21 protein-coding genes are annotated in these 17,455 nt (G+C 62.5%); 8 read left to right on the top strand and 13 right to left on the bottom strand.

Annotated elements, in window-relative coordinates:
- Positions 1–68: 68 nt before the first annotated feature.
- Both GTW23_RS16845 and GTW23_RS16840 read left to right on the top strand, forming a co-directional pair.
- Entirely contained in the window at positions 69–1,271 is a 1,203-nt protein-coding gene (locus GTW23_RS16845; RefSeq protein ID WP_252916630.1) for an alkane 1-monooxygenase, read from the top strand.
- On the top strand, positions 1,268–1,846 hold the full coding sequence (locus GTW23_RS16840; RefSeq protein ID WP_152009394.1) for an HD domain-containing protein: 579 nt from the start codon (positions 1,268–1,270) through the stop codon (positions 1,844–1,846). The genes GTW23_RS16845 and GTW23_RS16840 overlap by 4 nt, the downstream gene beginning before the upstream one ends.
- A 52-nt stretch (positions 1,847–1,898) precedes the next feature.
- On the opposite strand, the gene GTW23_RS16835 is transcribed toward GTW23_RS16840, so the two are convergent.
- Both GTW23_RS16835 and GTW23_RS16830 read right to left on the bottom strand, forming a co-directional pair.
- Positions 1,899–3,404, bottom strand: a complete 1,506-nt coding sequence (locus GTW23_RS16835) for a globin-coupled sensor protein (RefSeq protein ID WP_152009395.1) — start codon at positions 3,402–3,404, stop codon at positions 1,899–1,901.
- Positions 3,405–3,684: 280 nt separating this feature from the next.
- The gene (locus GTW23_RS16830) at positions 3,685–4,359 is read right to left on the bottom strand and encodes a spermidine synthase (RefSeq protein ID WP_152009396.1); all 675 of its coding nucleotides are present in this window, start codon (positions 4,357–4,359) and stop codon (positions 3,685–3,687) included.
- Between the two features lie 471 nt (positions 4,360–4,830).
- Here GTW23_RS16830 and GTW23_RS16825 point away from each other — a divergent pair, with 471 nt between their 5' ends.
- Positions 4,831–5,508 carry a TorF family putative porin gene (locus GTW23_RS16825; RefSeq protein WP_152009397.1) on the top strand — a complete coding sequence of 226 codons (678 nt, stop codon included), beginning with the start codon at positions 4,831–4,833 and terminating at the stop codon, positions 5,506–5,508.
- Between the two features lie 78 nt (positions 5,509–5,586).
- Here GTW23_RS16825 and GTW23_RS16820 read toward each other — a convergent pair whose 3' ends face one another.
- The gene (locus tag GTW23_RS16820) at positions 5,587–5,955 is read right to left on the bottom strand and encodes a winged helix-turn-helix transcriptional regulator (protein WP_252916629.1); all 369 of its coding nucleotides are present in this window, start codon (positions 5,953–5,955) and stop codon (positions 5,587–5,589) included.
- A gap of 101 nt (positions 5,956–6,056) precedes the next feature.
- Here GTW23_RS16820 and GTW23_RS16815 point away from each other — a divergent pair, with 101 nt between their 5' ends.
- Together GTW23_RS16815 and GTW23_RS16810 are read left to right on the top strand one after the other, a co-directional pair.
- Positions 6,057–7,178, top strand: coding sequence for an NADH:flavin oxidoreductase (locus tag GTW23_RS16815; RefSeq protein WP_252916628.1), 1,122 nt, complete (start codon positions 6,057–6,059; stop codon positions 7,176–7,178).
- A gap of 161 nt (positions 7,179–7,339) precedes the next feature.
- Positions 7,340–8,005 carry a hypothetical protein gene (locus GTW23_RS16810; RefSeq protein WP_252916627.1) on the top strand — a complete coding sequence of 222 codons (666 nt, stop codon included), beginning with the start codon at positions 7,340–7,342 and terminating at the stop codon, positions 8,003–8,005.
- A 66-nt stretch (positions 8,006–8,071) separates the two neighbouring features.
- Here the strand turns inward: GTW23_RS16810 and GTW23_RS16805 are convergent, their stop codons facing one another.
- The 3 genes from GTW23_RS16805 to GTW23_RS16795 all read right to left on the bottom strand — a co-directional run bounded on the left by GTW23_RS16805 (position 8,072) and on the right by GTW23_RS16795 (position 10,204).
- Positions 8,072–9,199, bottom strand: a complete 1,128-nt coding sequence (locus GTW23_RS16805; RefSeq protein WP_252916626.1) for an ATP-dependent DNA helicase — start codon at positions 9,197–9,199, stop codon at positions 8,072–8,074.
- Between the two features lie 59 nt (positions 9,200–9,258).
- Positions 9,259–9,720 (bottom strand): GNAT family N-acetyltransferase, encoded by a 462-nt coding sequence (locus tag GTW23_RS16800; protein ID WP_252916625.1) that lies wholly within the window; start codon positions 9,718–9,720, stop codon positions 9,259–9,261.
- A 94-nt stretch (positions 9,721–9,814) separates the two neighbouring features.
- Complete coding sequence (locus GTW23_RS16795; RefSeq protein ID WP_152009403.1) at positions 9,815–10,204, bottom strand: RrF2 family transcriptional regulator; 390 nt, start codon at positions 10,202–10,204, stop codon at positions 9,815–9,817.
- Between the two features lie 86 nt (positions 10,205–10,290).
- Here GTW23_RS16795 and GTW23_RS16790 point away from each other — a divergent pair, with 86 nt between their 5' ends.
- Together GTW23_RS16790 and GTW23_RS16785 are read left to right on the top strand one after the other, a co-directional pair.
- Entirely contained in the window at positions 10,291–10,449 is a 159-nt protein-coding gene (locus tag GTW23_RS16790) for a hypothetical protein (RefSeq protein WP_193217292.1), read from the top strand.
- On the top strand, positions 10,442–10,891 hold the full coding sequence (locus GTW23_RS16785; RefSeq protein ID WP_152009404.1) for a group III truncated hemoglobin: 450 nt from the start codon (positions 10,442–10,444) through the stop codon (positions 10,889–10,891). Before GTW23_RS16790 ends, GTW23_RS16785 begins: the two co-directional genes overlap by 8 nt.
- Positions 10,892–10,986: 95 nt before the next feature.
- On the opposite strand, the gene GTW23_RS16780 is transcribed toward GTW23_RS16785, so the two are convergent.
- The 5 genes from GTW23_RS16780 to GTW23_RS16760 form a co-directional block, all read right to left on the bottom strand.
- The gene (locus GTW23_RS16780) at positions 10,987–11,382 is read right to left on the bottom strand and encodes a nitrile hydratase accessory protein (protein WP_382264505.1); all 396 of its coding nucleotides are present in this window, start codon (positions 11,380–11,382) and stop codon (positions 10,987–10,989) included.
- Positions 11,351–12,010, bottom strand: a complete 660-nt coding sequence (nthB, locus tag GTW23_RS16775; RefSeq protein ID WP_252916623.1) for a nitrile hydratase subunit beta — start codon at positions 12,008–12,010, stop codon at positions 11,351–11,353. The genes GTW23_RS16780 and nthB overlap by 32 nt, the downstream gene beginning before the upstream one ends.
- A complete protein-coding gene (nthA, locus tag GTW23_RS16770; protein ID WP_252916622.1) occupies positions 12,007–12,687 on the bottom strand; it encodes a nitrile hydratase subunit alpha in 681 nt (226 codons plus the stop codon). The genes nthB and nthA overlap by 4 nt, the downstream gene beginning before the upstream one ends.
- Positions 12,688–12,713: 26 nt before the next feature.
- The gene (locus GTW23_RS16765) at positions 12,714–13,307 is read right to left on the bottom strand and encodes a LysE family translocator (RefSeq protein ID WP_152009408.1); all 594 of its coding nucleotides are present in this window, start codon (positions 13,305–13,307) and stop codon (positions 12,714–12,716) included.
- 166 nt (positions 13,308–13,473) lie between these two features.
- On the bottom strand, positions 13,474–14,067 hold the full coding sequence (locus GTW23_RS16760; RefSeq protein ID WP_152009409.1) for a LysE family translocator: 594 nt from the start codon (positions 14,065–14,067) through the stop codon (positions 13,474–13,476).
- A 121-nt stretch (positions 14,068–14,188) separates the two neighbouring features.
- Between GTW23_RS16760 and GTW23_RS16755 the strand changes: the two genes are divergently transcribed.
- Positions 14,189–15,034, top strand: coding sequence for an aldo/keto reductase (locus GTW23_RS16755; protein WP_152009410.1), 846 nt, complete (start codon positions 14,189–14,191; stop codon positions 15,032–15,034).
- Between the two features lie 11 nt (positions 15,035–15,045).
- Here GTW23_RS16755 and ilvN read toward each other — a convergent pair whose 3' ends face one another.
- Together ilvN and GTW23_RS16745 are read right to left on the bottom strand one after the other, a co-directional pair.
- The gene (gene ilvN / locus GTW23_RS16750) at positions 15,046–15,618 is read right to left on the bottom strand and encodes an acetolactate synthase small subunit (RefSeq protein ID WP_152009411.1); all 573 of its coding nucleotides are present in this window, start codon (positions 15,616–15,618) and stop codon (positions 15,046–15,048) included.
- Between the two features lie 27 nt (positions 15,619–15,645).
- Positions 15,646–17,421, bottom strand: a complete 1,776-nt coding sequence (locus GTW23_RS16745; protein ID WP_152009412.1) for an acetolactate synthase 3 large subunit — start codon at positions 17,419–17,421, stop codon at positions 15,646–15,648.
- Positions 17,422–17,455 lie beyond the last annotated feature (34 nt).

Here is a 17,455-nt window from a genome sequence, read left to right as displayed (position 1 = left end):
GGCGCCGGACCGGCCTACCATCGGGAACGGACATCAGGCGTTCGCACACCGCTCCAGGGAGCCGGGCAATGATCTTCATCGGCACGACGAAGACCGGGGACCGCATAGAGTATCGCGACAGAAAACGCGGACTCTGGGTGCTGTCGGTGCTCTCCCCTGCGCTGCCGGGACTGGCGGCGCTTGTCATGATGACGACCGGAAACGCCTGGTGGGCGCTGGTTCCGGTGGTCTTCTATTATGGCATCTTCATTGTCGGAGACCATCTGGTCGGCGTCGATCCCAACAATCCGCCCGAAGAAGTGGTCGAGGCGATGGCCTCGGACCCGTATTACCGGGTGCTGCTGTTTCTCTCGGTGCCGGTGTTCTGGTTCTCCTTCCTGGCCACAGCGGTTGCCGCGGGGCAGCCGGACACCCCTTGGTGGGCCTGGATCGGGCTGGTCGTGGCGGCGGGGGTCAGTTCAGGCACCGGCATCACCGTCGGACACGAACTTGGCCACAAGCCGAACCGGCTCGACCAATGGGGTGCGAAACTGGCGAACGCTGTGTCCGGCTACGGCCATTTCTGCATCGAGCACAACCGCGGCCACCATGTTCATGTCGCCACACCGGAGGATCCGGCCTCGGCGCGGCTGGGTGAAGGCCTGTGGCGCTTCGCATTGCGCGAGATTCCAGGCACGGCCGTTCGCGGATGGCGGATGGAACGCGCCCGGTTGGCGCGCAAGGGCCTTCCCTTCTGGCACTGGCGCAACGACATTCTGCAGGGCTACGCGATCACGCTTGCGGCGGACGTCACGCTGATCACACTCTTCGGCTGGCCCATGCTGGCGTTCATTCTGGTTCACAACCTGATCGGCTGGTTTCACCTGACCACTGCAAACTACATCGAGCATTACGGGCTCAAGCGGGACCAGAAGCCCGACGGGCGTTACGCTCCGTGTGAACCGCGGCATTCATGGAACACCAATCACATCATTTCCAACCTGATGCTGTTTCACCTGCAGCGGCACTCGGACCATCACGCCAATCCGCTCAGGCCCTACCAAGCGCTACGCTCGTTTGACAACCTGCCGACCTTGCCGTCGGGCTATCCCGGGTGCTTCGTCCTCGCCGCCTTTCCAGCTTTGTGGTTCCGGGTGATGGACCCGAAGGTCAAGGCCTGGGCCGAAAGCGACCTCGGCAAGACCAATCTCGATCCGGCCCGGGCGGCGGACTATGAAACACGCTGGACCACGCCATGCCCACTTGCACAGACCGCTGCGGAGAAACCATGACGCTCGACCCAGGTCGGATTTCCGCAATCCTCACCTTTCTTGACGCCGCCAACCAGCTCAAAGACACGCTGCGCAGCGGCCGTACACCGAAAGGGCGGCAGGAGAGCACCGCCGAGCACAGCTGGCGGCTGTGCCTGCTGGTCATCCTTCTTGGCGATACGTTCGAAGGGATCGACCTCCTCAGGCTGATCAAGATCTGCATCGTGCATGATCTCGGTGAGGCGATCTCCGGCGATGTGCCGGCAACCGACCAACGCGCCGGCGACGACCGCGCTCAAAGGGAACGGGCGGACCTTGTGGAGCTGTGCGCTCCCCTGCCTGAAGATCTGAAGACCGAGATGATCGCGCTGTGGGACGAGTATGCCGGGGCGCAGACGCCTGAAGCCGTTTTCGCCAAGGGCCTCGACAAGATCGAGACCATGTTGACCCATTCGACCGGCCGCAATCCCAGCGGTTTCGACTACGGTTTCAATCTAAGCTATGGTGCCGACGCCACCAGTCGGCACCCGTTGCTCGAAAGCATCAGGGCCCAGGTCGATGCCCGGACACGCAGCCGCATGTCGGCGACTGACTGAAGGACGGCCCGGCCCGGCTGCGGGAAAGCGAAAGCGGCAGGCCCGAATGGCATCAGGCAACCCTTGCGTAACCCGTCTGTTTGAGCACCTGGGTGCTCTGGCCGGAGACGGTGAACCGCGAGGCCAGTTCGGCAAGCGTCTGGTTGATCCCGAGCAGGTTCTGCGTGGCGGCGTTGGTCTCTTCGACCATGGCCGCGTTCTGCTGGGTGATCTGGTCCATGGCGCCGACCGAGCTGTTGATTTCGGAGATACCGGTGGACTGTTCCTGCGCCGCCTGGGAGATGGTGGCGAAGTGATCGCTGATGATCTGCACCTGGCTGCCAATGCTGCCGAGCGCCTCTCCGGTCTTGTTGACCAGTTCGACACCGGTCAGCACATCGCTGAAGGAGGCCTCGATGAGTTCCTTGATCTCCTTGGCCGCCGATGCCGAACGCTGCGCCAGTTCACGAACCTCCTGGGCGACGACGGCAAAGCCCCTGCCCGCCTCGCCGGCGCGCGCGGCCTCGACGCCGGCATTGAGCGCCAGGAGGTTGGTCTGGAAGGAAATCTCGTCGATCACCGAGATGATCTGGGTGATCTTCTTGGACGATTCCTCGATCTTGCCCATGGCGGCAATGGCCTCGGTCACCGTCTGGCCCGATCGCGCGGCCTGCTCGGAAGTCTGGCCGACGACTTCGCGGGCTTCCTTGGTCCGTTCGGAGGATTGTTTGGAAATCGTGCTGATCTCTTCGATCGCCGCGGCGGTCTGTTCGAGCGCCGCCGCCTGCTGCTCGGTGCGCCGCGCCATGTCGTCTGTCGCGCCGGAAAGTTCGCGGGTGTCGGAGGCCGACTGGCTGATCGCGGTCGCGATGTCGAGGAAGGCTTCATCGAGCTTTGACACAGCGGTGTTGAACTTGTTCTTCAGATCGTCGAAGTCCGGGCAAAGGTTTTCGGTGATCGAGGAGCGCAGATCCCCCTGCGCCAGGGTGGTGAGAGCCCGATCCAGTGCAGCAAGCGCCGTGTCCTGCTCGGCCTTCAGGCGTTCGCGCTCACGCTCGGCCCTTGCCCGTTCCTCGCTGAGTTCATCGAGATAGACCGATATGGCGTAATCCATGTCGATAAGGGCTGCCTTGACGACGGCGGAAACACCCTTGGCTGCCTTTTCCGCCTTCTTGCCCGTGCCGAAGCCCTTGAGTTCCTTGGCGATGATCCGGGTGACAAGTTCCTCGAGGATCAACGAATAGCCGCCTATGTACCATTTCGGTTCAAGGCCGAGCTTGGCGTGGACCTTGCCGATACGGGTCACCCCGTCGATATAGGCGTGATCGAATTTTCCGGTCGCAATGATGCCCCAGTGGTCGACCTGCTTCTGCTTGGCGTGTTCGATATGGGCGTTGTCCCGGAAATGGCGGGCGGTTTCCGGATTGGACTTGGCATGCGCATAGAACCGGTCGAGCGCCGGGCCGACCGCCTCCGCAATCAAAGGCCTGAGCGAGTTCAATGCCGCCATCTGCGACTGGTCCATGCCGACAAATGCCAGCTTTCCGGAGATTTCTTCGTGTCCCGACACATTGCTCATTGCAGTTTTTTCCCGATCCGATGCCTTGAGTAGAAGCGGGAAATCCACCGTTGTCAGGCGTGCAACAAGATCATCATGGTCTCAAAAGCAGGCTATTTTTTTATTACTAATAACTAATAAACCACGTTTGCAACATTTTATACTTCCGAGTATTTCATCAGATTTTCAATACTTTACACAAGACATCGGGATAGACCGCCCAAGCAAGAACCTCGTTCAAACCAATTCGAAGGCCACACTGAGGCCCCGGGGCGCGGTCTGACGTGTTTGCCGGAGAGACTCAACCCGGCCTTGTGGCGAGCCAGATCATGTGCCGGGCACCGCGCTTTTTCGTGCTCGCCCGGGTGGGAACTTCGGCAACCTGAAAGCCGGCCTGCCTGAGCCGGCGGGTGAAGGCGGGATCGGGCGCGGATGACCAGACCGAATAGACGCCGCCGGGCTTTAGCGCGCGATGGGCACGGGCAAGCCCCTGAGCGGAATAGAGCGCATCATTGCCCTGGCGCGTCAGGCCGTCGGGACCATTGTCGACGTCGAGAAGGATCGCATCCCAGGCCTGCTCACTGTCCGCGATCAGCGCACCGACATCGCCCTGGTGCAGGATGACACGCGGATCCTCCAGGCATCCGCTGAAGACTTCCGTCATTGGCCCCCTCGCCCAGTCGATCACTTCGGGCACAAGTTCGGCAACGGTCAGGCTTGCATGGTCGTCAAGCGCTCTGAGCCCAGCGCGCAAGGTAAACCCCATGCCGAGCCCGCCGATCAACAGGCGCGGCGCCTGCCTGCCCTGAAGCCTCTCGGCGGCAAGACTGGCCAGAGCTTCCTCGGAGCCGCTCAGCCGGCTGTTCATCAGCTCGTTGGCTCCAAGCATGATCGAGTATTCGCGGCCACGCCGCATCAGCTTGAGCTCGATGCCATCTTCGAGCGTGACGGCATCAAGCCGTTCCCAGGGAATCATCGCAGTCACCTTGGCTTGAGAGCGAAACAGGCCGGTGCAATACACCGGATGGGCGCCGGCGCAAAACCCGGACCATGCCAGTCCGCGGGGTGCGCACCGGGCCGGATCACAATGCCCCCTTCCTGCTCGTTCGGGAAAGGTCATCTCCTGCCAAGGACGGAGGTTTCAAGTTCCGGCACGCGCATGATCCGGATCGCAGAAAATGCGTGTTTTCAGCATTTTCCCGTGGATTTGTGCTGCGCCGCGACAATTCTGGCGGCCAGATCCGATTTCAAACCATCCACGGCGACAAAAACTCTGATATTGTCGCAAAATCAGCATTTTATTGAGAAGAATTCGGTGTGTTGCGGATTTATGACAGCCGGCCGCATTTGATGGGCGGCGACGTCCAGACGCAAAATCCCGCTTGTCAATTTCGCGGTTTTGGCGATCTGATTGTTGCGTTGCACAACCGCTTCTCTGGAGCCTCCCATGAAACCTCTCAAAATTGGTCTCGCCGCCGGCCTGCTCGTCGCAGCCGGTGCGATGTCTTCGCATGCCGGTGACAATGAATTCGACGTCGGCTTCGGCGTTGGCGTCGCCAACAACTATATCTCCCGGGGCTCGACCCAGTCCGCCGACAAGCCGATCATCGACGGCTACATGGAAGCCACCTACGGCATCGTCTATGCCGGCGTGTGGGCGTCCCGGGTCGACATTGCGCCCGACGATGTTGAAATCGACCTGTATGGCGGTATCCGCCCCGAGTTCGGCAAACTGTCGCTGGATCTCGGCTACGCCCGCTACATCTATGACAATTCCGGCAGTGTCAGCGGCGAACTTTATGCCAAGGGCTCCTTCGCGGTCACCGACAGCTTTTCGGTCGGCAGCGACATCTACTGGGATCCCGATGCCGGCAGCAACTGGATCACCGCCAACACCGAGTTTTCCGGCCTGCCCTACGAGATCGCGTTCTCCGGGTCAGTGGGCTCGGATTTCGGCACGCTGAACCTCGGCTCGGACAAGATCGCCTGGGACGCCGGTTTCTCGCGCAGCTTTGCCGACGATACCGTCACGCTGGACTTGCGCTACTACGATTCAAACAGGGACCCGGCACGCTTCGTCGCCCGCCTGGCATTCGACACCTCGTTCTCCGCCCTGAAGAAGTAAGCCCTGCCGGAGGCATTCGCTCCTGCCAGGGCTGATGCCTCCGGACCGGTCGCACCCGGGACGGGCGGCCGGGATCGATCACCGGACGCGCTCGTCGAAAGCCGCGCGGGCCGCCTCCACCGCAGGCATCTGCTGGATCGTCCAGGCATAGAGCGCCCTGAAGGGCGGCTGAAGCGTGCGTCCAAGCGGGGTGATCTCGTATTCAACGCCGACGGGTGAGGCCGGGATCACCCGCCGCTCGACCAGACCGTTGCGCTCCAGCCGCCTGAGGCAGTCGGTCAGTGCCTTCTGGGTGACACCCTGCAAATGGCGCTTGATGGCGTTGAACCGCATCGGCCCGCCATCAAGGACCGTCAGCACCATCATCGACCATTTGCCGGCAATCTGATCGAACAGTTGCCGGCTCGGGCAATCCGCCGAGAAGCTCTGGCAGGTGGCTTTGTCCATGGTGGTTTCCTTTGCTATACCTAGGCAATTCAGAGTGCGCTCTTGATCGCAGGTATCAAATGTATACTTGATAGGTCCGTTTTGAAAGGACCATACAGATCATGCCATCCACACCAAGCACCGACAGCCTGTTCCGCCCCTTCCAGTTCAAGTCGCTGACGTTGAAGAACCGCATCGTCATGGCGCCGATGACCCGGAATTTCTCACCTGGAGGGGTTCCCGGCGCGAATGTGGCCGACTACTACCGCCGCCGCGCGGAAAGCGATGTCGGCCTGATCCTGTCGGAGGGAACGGTGATCGACCGCCCGGCCTCGCGCAACGAAGCAGGTATTCCGTTCTTTTTCGGCGAGGATTCGCTTGGCGGCTGGAAGCGGGTCATCGACGATGTTCACACCGCCGGCGGCAAGATGGGACCGCAGATCTGGCACACGGGCGCCACGCGCGGCATGAGCGGGTGGAAGCCTGAAGCGCCGGTCGAGAGCCCCTCCGGCCTCAACGGCCCGGGCGACCCGAATGGGGTGGCGATGAGCGAAGAAGACATCGCCGACACGATTGCGGCCTTCGCCAGCGCGGCCGCCGACGCCAAGCGGCTGGGCTTCGACGTGGTCGAACTGCACGGCGCCCATGGCTATCTGATCGACCAGTTCTTCTGGTCGGCCAGCAACCAGCGCAGCGACCGCTATGGTGGGGCGAGCCTGAAGGAACGCGCCCGGTTTGCCGCTGAAGTGGTGGCCGCGACACGCGCGGCGCTGGGTCCCGACTACCCGCTGATCCTGCGCCTGAGCCAATGGAAGCAGCAGGACTACAAGACCAGGCTTGCCACCACGCCGGACGAGATGAGCGACTGGCTGCTGCCGCTCAAGGAAGCCGGCGTCGATATCTTCCACTGCTCGCAGCGACGGTTCTGGCAAGCCGAGTTTCCCGAGATCGACGGCGAGGAAGGGCTCAATTTTGCCGGCTGGGCCAAGAAGCTGACCGGGGCTGTAACGATCTCGGTCGGGTCGGTCGGCCTTTCGGGCGAGTTTCTGGCAGCGTTTGGCGGCCAGTCATCTTCGCCGGTCGGTCTCGAAGGTCTGGTCAAGCGGATGGAAGCCGAGGAATTCGACCTGATCGCGGTTGGCCGCGCCATCCTGTCGGACCCGCACTGGGTAACCAAGATCAAGACCGGCAACACCGACGATCTGCAACCGTTCGACCCGGCCTCGATGGCCGAACTGGTCTGACATCGCCAATCGCCGCCGGGAGATGTTTCCGGCGGCGATCTTCAATTGATGACGTGGTCGGCTTGCGATGCCAGCAGATCTCACTTTCAGGTGATACGACACGCTTTGCGATGGCACTTTGCCTGTGGAAACGGTTTAATCCTCACGGAACCGGAGGAGCCGTGCGCACGATCATCTTCACTTCGCTCTTGCTGATCTTCATGAACAGTCAGGCACGAGCCGGGGACTGCCCCGGTTTTTATCGTTTCGTGGATTTCGGCCTGGAAGCAGCGGACGGGACCATCCACCGGGGAGGCCCGACCTACCGGGCCGAGGGGTTTGACGGACAGGCGCTGCTGATCCGAGATCTCACATTATGCCGTGAGGTGCGCGACCTGTCCGTCGACGGACGCGGCAATCCGGTCCCTGTCGTCGAAAGCGTCAATTATGATCCGGAAAAGACCGGCATTGATCTCAAGGAGCTGCGCCTGGAGACCGTCAGCGACATTGTGGCGGAAACCGAGCGCGCCGCGGCCGAGCATCGTTCACGGCTTGAACAGGACGGCAGCGTTGTCACCACCGGAGCGACCTATCTGTGCGCCGGCCTGATCGGAGCGGGCGATCTGAGTTGCCAGTTGGTCTCTCCGTTCGGTGGCAATCTTGCGCTGGTGGTCTACTGCACCCGAGTCGAATGCAGGGTGCCGGCGCTGGCGGTGAAAGCGAACATCATCGCACAGGCCGCCTGGGTTCCATCGGAGGCCGCGGTCAAGAACCCTGCGGCACTGGCATCGGAGATTGCCGAACGCCTCGGCCAGATTCACGGCTTTCTGGATCCGCTTTCCGCATAGCAGGGATCGATTTATCCGGACCGAGGTGCGATCGGTCGGGCGGTCGTTGGCTTGCGATGGCGCTGGCTATCTGACAATCACCAGCCGTTCGGCGGCGCGGGTGATCGCGGTGTAGAGCCAGCGTTCACGACTGTCGCGGAAAGCGAAGCTTTCGTCGAAGAGGACGACCGAGTTCCATTGCGACCCTTGCGCCTTGTGAACGGTCAGCGCGTAGCCGTAGTCGAAATCGTCGTAGCGTTTCTTGGTCTGCCAGGGCACTTCGAGATCCGGATCATCGAAGGCACTTTTCAGAAGCTTGATCTTGGCCGAGCCGCGGTCCATGTCGTCGTCCTCGGGCCGGACCAACAGGTTGATGCCGGGTTTGACGGTTTCCTTGGAAGAGGTCATCACCTGCCAGAGCGAGCCGTTGAGCAGGCCCTTGGCGGGGTCGTTCCTGAGGCAGACCAGCTTGTCGCCGGCCTGCGGATAGGTCTGGTCAAAGCCCTTCAATTCGCGCAGGCGCTGGTTGTAGCGGCGGCGGGTGCGGTTGATGCCGACCAGCACCTGGTCGGCATCAAGCACCATGTCGCGGTCGACCTCGTTCTTGCCGATCACCTGGGCGGTGCCGTAGTCGCCATGCATGATCTCGCGGCCCTCGCGCACCTGCATGGCGAGATCGATGATCGGGTTGTCGCGGGCCTGGCGATGGATCTCTGTGAGCAGGATATCGGGCTCGTGCTCGGTGAAGAAACCGCCGCCGGAGATCGGCGGCAATTGCCCCGGATCGCCGAGCACCAGGATCGGCGTGCCGAAGCTCATCAGATCCTTGCCCAGCGCCTCGTCGACCATCGAACATTCGTCGATGATGATCAGGGCTGCCTGGGCCAGCGGGCTCTGCCGGTTGATCGAGAACAGGGGCGAGACCGTCGTCTTGCCGGTCTCCTCGTCGGAGACCTCCTCTTCGCCCTTGGGGCGGTAGATCAGCGAATGGATGGTCCGTGCGTTCTTCGCGCCACGGGCGCGCAGCACCTGCGCCGCCTTGCCGGTAAACGCCGCGAACAGCACCTCACCATCGACGTGTTCGGCGAAATACTTGGCCAGCGTGGTCTTGCCGGTGCCGGCATAGCCGAACAGGCGGAAGATTGGCGTGCGACCGTCCTTGAGCCAGCGCGAGACGGCTTTCAGCGCCTCATCCTGTTGGGGTGAAAATTTCATAGCTTCTCATGGCAGATTCGGAACGGCTAAGCGACCCGGCAAATGCGCCGCGAAGACTGTCAGGCTTTTGCGCGATAGACCAGAAAACCGGTGTTTGTCGCGAGCTTGTCATAGAGCAGCCGGGCGGCCGTATTCGACGCATGCGTGTGCCAGTAGACACTGGACACACCTCTGCTCTGGCAGATCTCATAGACGGCCCCGACCAATTGCCGGGCGACGCCGCGCCCGCGACATTCCGTTTCCGTGAACAGGTCCTGGAGATAACAGGTGTCTTCGATGTGGATGGTGTTGGGGTGAAAGATGATATGGGCAAATCCGACGAGGCGGCGTTCGGATTCTGCAACAAGACCATGGACCGGCCCAGCTTCCGACATCAGCCGGTTCCAGGTGGCCTGGATCACGTCTTCAGGCAAAGCGCTGGCGCCCTCGCGCCCGTAGAATGCATTGTAGTCCTTCCACAGAGCCTTCCACTCCTCGTGGTCCTGGTGCCGGATTGGCCGAATGGTGATCTTCAGTGGCATGCGCGGATCCTGTTTCAACAAGTCTTGCATCGGCGGACCGGCGCGCCGAAGAAGCGGAGATTGGCCGGGTGGCGGGCGTTGCACAAGGGCAACGCTAAAGGATCGAGTCCAGATCGTGCTTTCCGAGCGTCTGCAGGAAGGCAAGCTTGGCCTGGCCGAGCACGCCCTTGAGGCCGCAGCGCGGCAGGAACGAGCACTGCTCGTCGCCAAAGCAACCGGCGATGTTGAAATCAGGCTCCATGTGCAATGCCACAGCCCTGAGGTTGATCTCACGCGCGGGCACGGCCAGGCGCAATCCGCCCTTGCGGCCCCGAACGGTGGTGACAAAACCACCGGCGGTCAGGTTCTGGGCGACCTTCATCAGATGGTGCCTGGAAACATCAAATTCCTGGGCCAGATCATCGACCGACTTCACCTTGTCGGGCGCCCGCGCCAGCGCCATCAGAACCCGAAATGCGTAATCAGTGTGCAGGGTGAGCCGCATGGGAATCCTCAATAGTGGTATTTCATATATTGCATTTCTCGCCACGATGGAATAGTGGTAATTCAAATACCAGAAAAGAGATCGACATGAAAACACTGCTTTGGCTGTTCCTGCTCCCGGGCGACCTGGTCCGCCGCAAGATCGGAATCACCGTGGAAGAGGATGGCGGATTGATCCGCTCCTTCGTCAACATGTGCTTCTGGGGAGCGGTTACGCTGCTGATCGCACTCAAATTTTATGGCTGACCGGCCTGCACCTGTCGTCATCACCGCCCGTCCGGCTCGGCCGCGCACACCGGTGGTCGAGATTTCGCCGCGCGAGATCGGCCTGCTGGTCGACCGGTTTTACGGCGATATCCAGGCCCATCCGCGCCTGGGGCCGCTGTTCGAGGAGCGGCTGGCGGGCAAATGGGACGTGCATCTGGACCGGATGAACAGGTTCTGGCGCTCGGTGTTGCTGCATTCGGGCGAGTATTCCGGGCAGCCGGTGGTCAAGCACAACGGATTGCCGGACCTCGAAGAGGATGATTTCCGGCTTTGGCTGGAGCTGTTTGAGAGCACGACTTCGACGCTGTTCGCGCCGCCGACCGCCGGACCGATCACGGTCGTGGCCCGGCGCATCGCCCGCAGCCTGTGGCTGGCGCGGTTTGGCACGCCCTTCAACCAGACACCCGCATGGCTCGATTGAGCCCGGAGACACGTGACAGTGTGAATGTCCGAGACGACCGAGGGTGCCGTTCGCCAAAGCCAGACAAGCAGGCTGCGCCCACCCTCGTTTCAGGCTTAACGCCGCTCCGGATCGTTCTCGAGCAGGATCGGTTGCCCGTGCGGCGTGGCATGCGCGGCGCGCTGCCAGGAGGCGGAGACGGCGTCGATCCTGTCCGGACCGGCCACGCCCTTTTCCGACAAAAGGACTTCCAGCGCTGAAAGCCAGTGCTGGTAATAATCACTGCCGTCCTGGGCCGCTCCGGGCCGGGCTATCTGCTTCGACAATTCAGCCGCCCATTCGCTCCAGCTGAACAGGCCGCGCTGATGCAGCGCGACCACAAGCGCAAAGGCCTGCGCTTGCCAGGGTTCAGCGAAGACCGGCTCGTCGGGCCCGGTGCCGGGAGGAAGTTCAAACCGCGGTCGGGAAGAAGCTGCGGGATCAGACGGGCTCAAGATAGCTCTCCCAGGCATCGATCGACACGGTGAGCGCCGGATCGGCGCCCTGCCCCCAGAGTTCGCGCCCGTCGAAGCTGACGGTGTAGACATGCTGCGGCGCCTCGCCCTTGGCGTGGGCATTGGTGTCGGGGAAGACAAACCCCTCGCGCACCGCCTCGATCAAGCCGAGCTTGCCGCGGGCGTAGCGCGGAAGCCGGGTGTGGCCCTCAGGGTGTTCGTTGATGGTGCGGACCCGGCCCCCTGCGGCAAATTTTGGTGCTGCCTCGACCGCGCGGTTGCAGGGACCTCCCCGGGCGAGCACGCCCGCGACGTCGGCCGGATGCAGCACGCGCTTGGGCGTCACGCCGGGCCAGATCCTGTGGCCGGCCGCAAGCTCGTCGGCGGAGACAAAGCCGTGCCGCTCGAGCAGGGCTTCCAGCGCCCGGATCCAGATCTCGTAATAGCTCGCCGAATAATAGGTCGCCGGATGCAGGCTTTCGCGGGCATGGCGGCTTTCATCGATGGTCCAGGCGCCGAGCGTGCCCGATGCCAGCGTGACGCCGAGCGCGCGGCGCTCCCAGTCGGCATGAAACACCGGCTCGTCGGTTTCCGGCGCGACCGGGCCGAAACCCATCTGTCCGCCGAGATCGTGCGGGCCGTTCATATCCCGGCTCCGGGATCGGCCTCGGGCGGCCACAGCGCGCCGGGACCGAGCGATCCGGGCCTGAGTGGAAGGCCAGTGCCGATCATCGAGTCGCGGGTGACCAGACGGGCAAGTTCATCCTCACTCAGCCCCTCTGTTTCCACCGGGCGCATCGGCACCACCATGTAGCGCAGCTCGGCGGTGGAATCCCACACCCGGATGCGCGTGTCCTCTGGTAGCTTGAGGCCGAATTCGGCCAGCACGCCGCGCGGATTGATCACCGCCTGGCTGCGGTAGGGCGGCGCCTTGTACCAGACCGGCGGCACGCCGAGCACGGTCCAGGGATAACAGGAGCACAGCGTGCAGACGACGAGATTGTGGGTGTCGGGGGTGTTGAACACCGCCTGCATGTGCTCGCCCTGGCGCCCAGTGTAGCCGAGCGAAGCGATGGCCGCGGTGGCGTCGCGGGCGAGCCATTCGGCGAAGTCCGGTTCCGCCCAGGCTTTCGCCACAACACGCGCGCCGTTGCGCGGGCCGACCTTGTGCTCGTAGGTCTCGACAATGGCGTCGATGGCAGCCGGGTCGATCAGACCCTTCTCGGTCAGGATCGTCTCGAGCGCCTTGACGCGGGCCGCGAACGGATCGAGCTCGTTGTCGTGGTGGTGATCATGGTCATGGTAGTGATGATTGTCTGTCATGATGGCAGGTTAATCCTCCGCAAGCGCTACCGCAACATCGGCCAGAGGCTCAGAACCAGAAGCACGGCCATGGTGATATTGAACCATTTGAGCCGCACCGGATCGGACAGCCAGGATCTCAGCGCCGAGCCGAAACCGGCCCAGATCGACACGCTGGGGAAATTGGTGAGCGTAAAGGCAAGACCGACGAGCAGCACGGTGAAGGTGTGGTTGTCCGGGTTGGTGTAGACCGCCATGGCCGTGACCGCCATCACCCAGGCCTTGGGGTTGACCCATTGGAAGCCTGCTGCCTGCATCAGCGTCATCGGAGAGGCGCCCACCCTGCCGTCGGGAAGCGCCCGCGAACTGCCGATCTTCCATGCGATGAAGAGAAGATAGGTGGCGCCGGCGAATTTGAGCGCTGTGTAAAGGACGGGTGAGGTTTCCAGCAGCGCGCCCAGGCCGAAGCCGACACCCAGCAGCAGCGAAAAGAACCCGACTCCGATGCCGACCATGTGCGGAACCGTGCGGCGGATGCCGAAATTCACGCCAGAGGCAAACAGCATCATGTTGTTCGGCCCCGGCGTCACCGAGGTGACGAAGGCGAATACGATCAGCGACAGAAAGGTTTCCAGTGCCATGGCTGTTCCCGCCGGCTGAATGCCGGCTCCTGCTTGATAGATGAGCTCCCGGAGGAGACAAGCAAATTGTCGTCATGTCCGCATTCGAAGATGTGATGGAAACCGGACACAAGTGCGAGCGCCGTGACGACGCCGAGCGAGAGAGCCGTGCAATCCCTTTCGAGCCCTAGCGCAGCATCGGCCAGAGGCTCGCCACCAGCAACAAAGCCATCGTGATGTTGAACCATTTCAGCCGCACCGGATCAGCCAGCCAGGCCCTGAGCACCGAGCCGAAACCGGCCCAGGCCATCACGCAAGGCACGGTGGCAATGGCGAAGGCAAGGAAGATCAGCATCACGGTATCGGCATAGTGGTCCGGATCGGTGTAGATTCCCATGGCAGTGACCAGCATCACCCACGCCTTGGGATTGACCCACTGGAACGCAGCCGCCTCGAGAAAAGTCATCGGCCGCGCGCCGGCCTTGGCCTCCGGCAGCGTGTCAGTTCTGGCGATCCGCCAGGCTATGTAGACAAGATAGCTGCCGCCCAGAATCTTGAGAACCAGATAGAGCGCGGGAAAGGTGGTCAGCAGTGCACCAAGCCCGAAGCCAACACCCAGAACGAGAAGCAGGAAGCCGATACCGATACCGAACATGTGCGGCACGGTGTTGCGGAAGCCGAAATTCACGCCCGAGCTGAACAGCATCATGGTGTTGGGCCCCGGCGTGCCCCCGGCGACGAACGCAAAGGCGATCAGCGTCAGGAAGGTTTCGACTGCCATGTTCTTTCCCTCCGGATACTGACCAGCCTATGCTTGATAGCCGAGCGGGGAAACGAGACAATCAAAAAATGCTGATCCGACCGTTTGAAAATATTGATAGAACAGGCCGAAGGAGAGCTTCATGACCCAGCCGATACCTCAGGCGCGCTTTGCGGACGGGACCGAGGTTCCTGCCCTCGGGCTCGGGACCTGGCACATGGGTGAAAGCCGCAAGGACTCCGCCGCGGAAGTCCGCGCCCTGCAGGCGGGTATCGAGTGCGGAATGACGCTGATCGATACGGCTGAGATGTATGCCGATGGCGGCGCGGAAAGTGTGACCGGCGAGGCCATACGGGGCCGGCGCGACGAGGTTTTCCTCGTCTCCAAGGTGCTGCCGTCCAATGCCAGCCACAAGGGCACGGTTGCCGCCTGCGAGGCCAGCCTCAGGCGGTTGGGGACCGACCGGATCGATCTCTACCTGCTGCACTGGCCCGGTCGGCACCCGCTGCGTGAAACGGTAGCAGCTTTCGAGGAATTGCGCGGCGCCGGCAAGATCGTCCGCTGGGGCGTGTCCAATTTCGACACTCTGGCCATGCGGCAGCTGTCCGCCGTCCCGGGCGGCGGCAACTGCGCCGCCAATCAGGTGCTCTACAACCTGTCGACGCGGGGCATCGAGTTCGATCTCATGCCCTGGATGCAGGAACTGACAATGCCGCTGATGGCCTATTCGCCGCTCGATGAAGGCCGCTTGATGCGCCATCCGGGCCTGGGAAAGATGGCCGGACAGCTCGGCGTCACACCGGCGCAGCTGGCGCTGGCCTTCCTGCTTGGCCGCGACAACGCCATCGCCATTCCGAAGTCATCAAGCCCGGACCGGGTGGCCGAGAACCGCGCCAGTGCCGATATCGATCTCAGCGGGGAGCAACTGGCCGAGCTCGACCGGATGTTCCCGCCGCCGCGCTCGCGCGAACCGCTTCAGATGATCTGAAAGACCGCTGACTACATCCCCTGCGGGCCGCGGTTCATGGCGGCGATGCCGGTGCGGCAGATCTCGACCAGGCCAAGCGGGCGCATGATCGCGATGAACTGTTCGATCTTGGAGACGCGGCCGGTGATCTCGAAGATGAAATGCTCGGTGTTGGCGTCGATCACCTGGGCGCGGAAAGCGTCGGCCAGGCGCAAGGCCTCGACCCGGTTGTCGCCGGTGCCTGAGACCTTGATCAGCGCCAGTTCGCGTTCGAGCGGCTTGTCATGGCCGAGTTCGGCGGAACGGACGGTAAGATCGACCACCCGGTGGACCGGCACGATGCGCTCGAGCTGCGACTTGATCTGCTCGAGCACGTTCGGGGTGGCGGTGGTGACGATGGTGATGCGCGACAGGTGCGCCTCGTGTTCGGTCTCGGAGACCGTCAGGCTCTCGATGTTGTAGCCGCGGCCTGAAAACAGGCCGATGACACGGGCGAGGACGCCGGGCTCGTTGTCGACGAGGACCGATAGCGTGTGGCTTTCCGGGCGGGCGGTTTCGGCGGCGATGAAGTAGGCCGAACCGGTGGGCTGGTGCTGAGCGTTCATGGGATCAGTTCCTGTAACGGGCGCGGCTCATACGAGCGCGCGGCCCTTGGCATCAATGGCGTTGGCGACGGCTTCGTCGGTGGCCTCGTCGGGCAGCAGCATCTCGTTGTGCGCCTTGCCCGAGGGGATCATCGGGAAGCAGTTGGCGAGCGCTGCAACACGGCAATCGAAGATCACCGGACGCGGCGTGTCGATCATCTGCTGGATCGCGCCGTCGAGGTCGTCGGGCTTGTCGCAGCGGATGCCGACGCCGCCATAGGCTTCCGCCAGCATGACGAAATCCGGCATGGATTCGGTGTAGGAATGCGACAGGCGGTTTCCGTGCAGCAGCTGCTGCCACTGCCGGACCATGCCCATGTACTGGTTGTTGAGGATGAAGATCTTGACCGGCAGCTCATACTGGACCGCGCAGGACATCTCCTGGATGCACATCTGGATCGAGGCATCGCCGGCAATGTCGATGACCAGGCTGTCGCGATGGGCGACCTGAACGCCGACGGCAGCCGGGAAACCATAGCCCATGGTGCCCAGGCCGCCCGATGTCATCCAGCGGTTGGGCTCCTCGAAACCATAGAACTGCGCCGCCCACATCTGGTGCTGACCGACCTCGGTGGTGATGTAGGTGTCACGGTTCTTGGTCAGTTCATAAAGCCGCTGGATCGCGTATTGCGGCATGATCACGTCCTTGTTGGACGGATAGGCCAGCGAGTTGCGGCCCTTCCACTTGGCAATCTGGGTCCACCAGTCGGCGAGCTGACTGCGGTCGGTCTTCTTGGAAGCCCGCCAAAGGCGCACCATGTCCTCAAGAACGTGGCCGATGTCGCCGAGAATGCCGATATCGGTGTGGACATTCTTGTTGATCGAGGACGGATCGATGTCGATGTGGATCTTTTTCGAGTTGGGCGAGAACGCATCGAGCCGGCCGGTGATGCGGTCATCGAAGCGGGCGCCGATGCAGATCATGACATCGCAATCATGCATCGCCATGTTGGCTTCATAGGTGCCGTGCATGCCCAGCATGCCCATCCAGTTCTTGCCCGAGGCGGGATAGGCGCCCAGGCCCATCAGGGTCGAGGTGATCGGGAAACCGGTGAGTTCGACCAGTTCGCGCAGCAACTGGCTGGCTTCGCGGCCGGAATTGATGACGCCGCCGCCCGAATAGATGATCGGACGCTTGGCGCCGGCCATCAGATCGATGGCGGCGCGGATCTTCTCGAGATCGCCGGAGAGCTTGGGCTGATAGCTTTTCTGTTCGATCACCGGCGACGGCGGGGTGTAGATGCCGGTGGCGAACTGAACATCCTTGGGGATGTCGACCACAACCGGTCCGGGGCGGCCGGTGGTGGCGATGCGGAAGGCCTCGTGGATGACGCGGGAGAGCTGGTTGACGTCCTTGACCAGCCAGTTGTGCTTGGTGCATGGCCGGGTGATGCCGACGGTGTCGCATTCCTGGAAGGCGTCCGAGCCGATCAGCGAGGTGGGAACCTGGCCGGTGAGGCAGACCAGCGGGATCGAATCCATCAGCGCGTCCTGCAGCGCGGTGACCACATTGGTGGCGCCGGGACCGGAGGTGACGAGAACGACGCCAGGCTTGCCGGTGGAGCGGGCATAGCCTTCCGCCATGTGGCCGGCGCCCTGCTCGTGGCGCACGAGGATGTGCTCGATGTCATCCTGCTGGTGCAGTTCATCGTAGATCGGCAGAACCGCTCCGCCGGGATATCCGAAGATATGCTCGACGCCGTTGTCCTTGAGCGCCTGCAGAACCATTTCCGCGCCTGTCATTTCCATCTGCTTGCCGGCCATTTCGCCTGACCCCTTTTCCCGTCTGTGTGCCGGG

The organism is Parahoeflea alexandrii (assembly GCF_024105735.1).
In the GTDB taxonomy this organism is placed as follows: domain Bacteria; phylum Pseudomonadota; class Alphaproteobacteria; order Rhizobiales; family Rhizobiaceae; genus Hoeflea; species Hoeflea alexandrii.
Note: the sequence above shows the minus strand (reverse complement) of the source record. Positions and strands in the feature narration are given on the sequence as shown.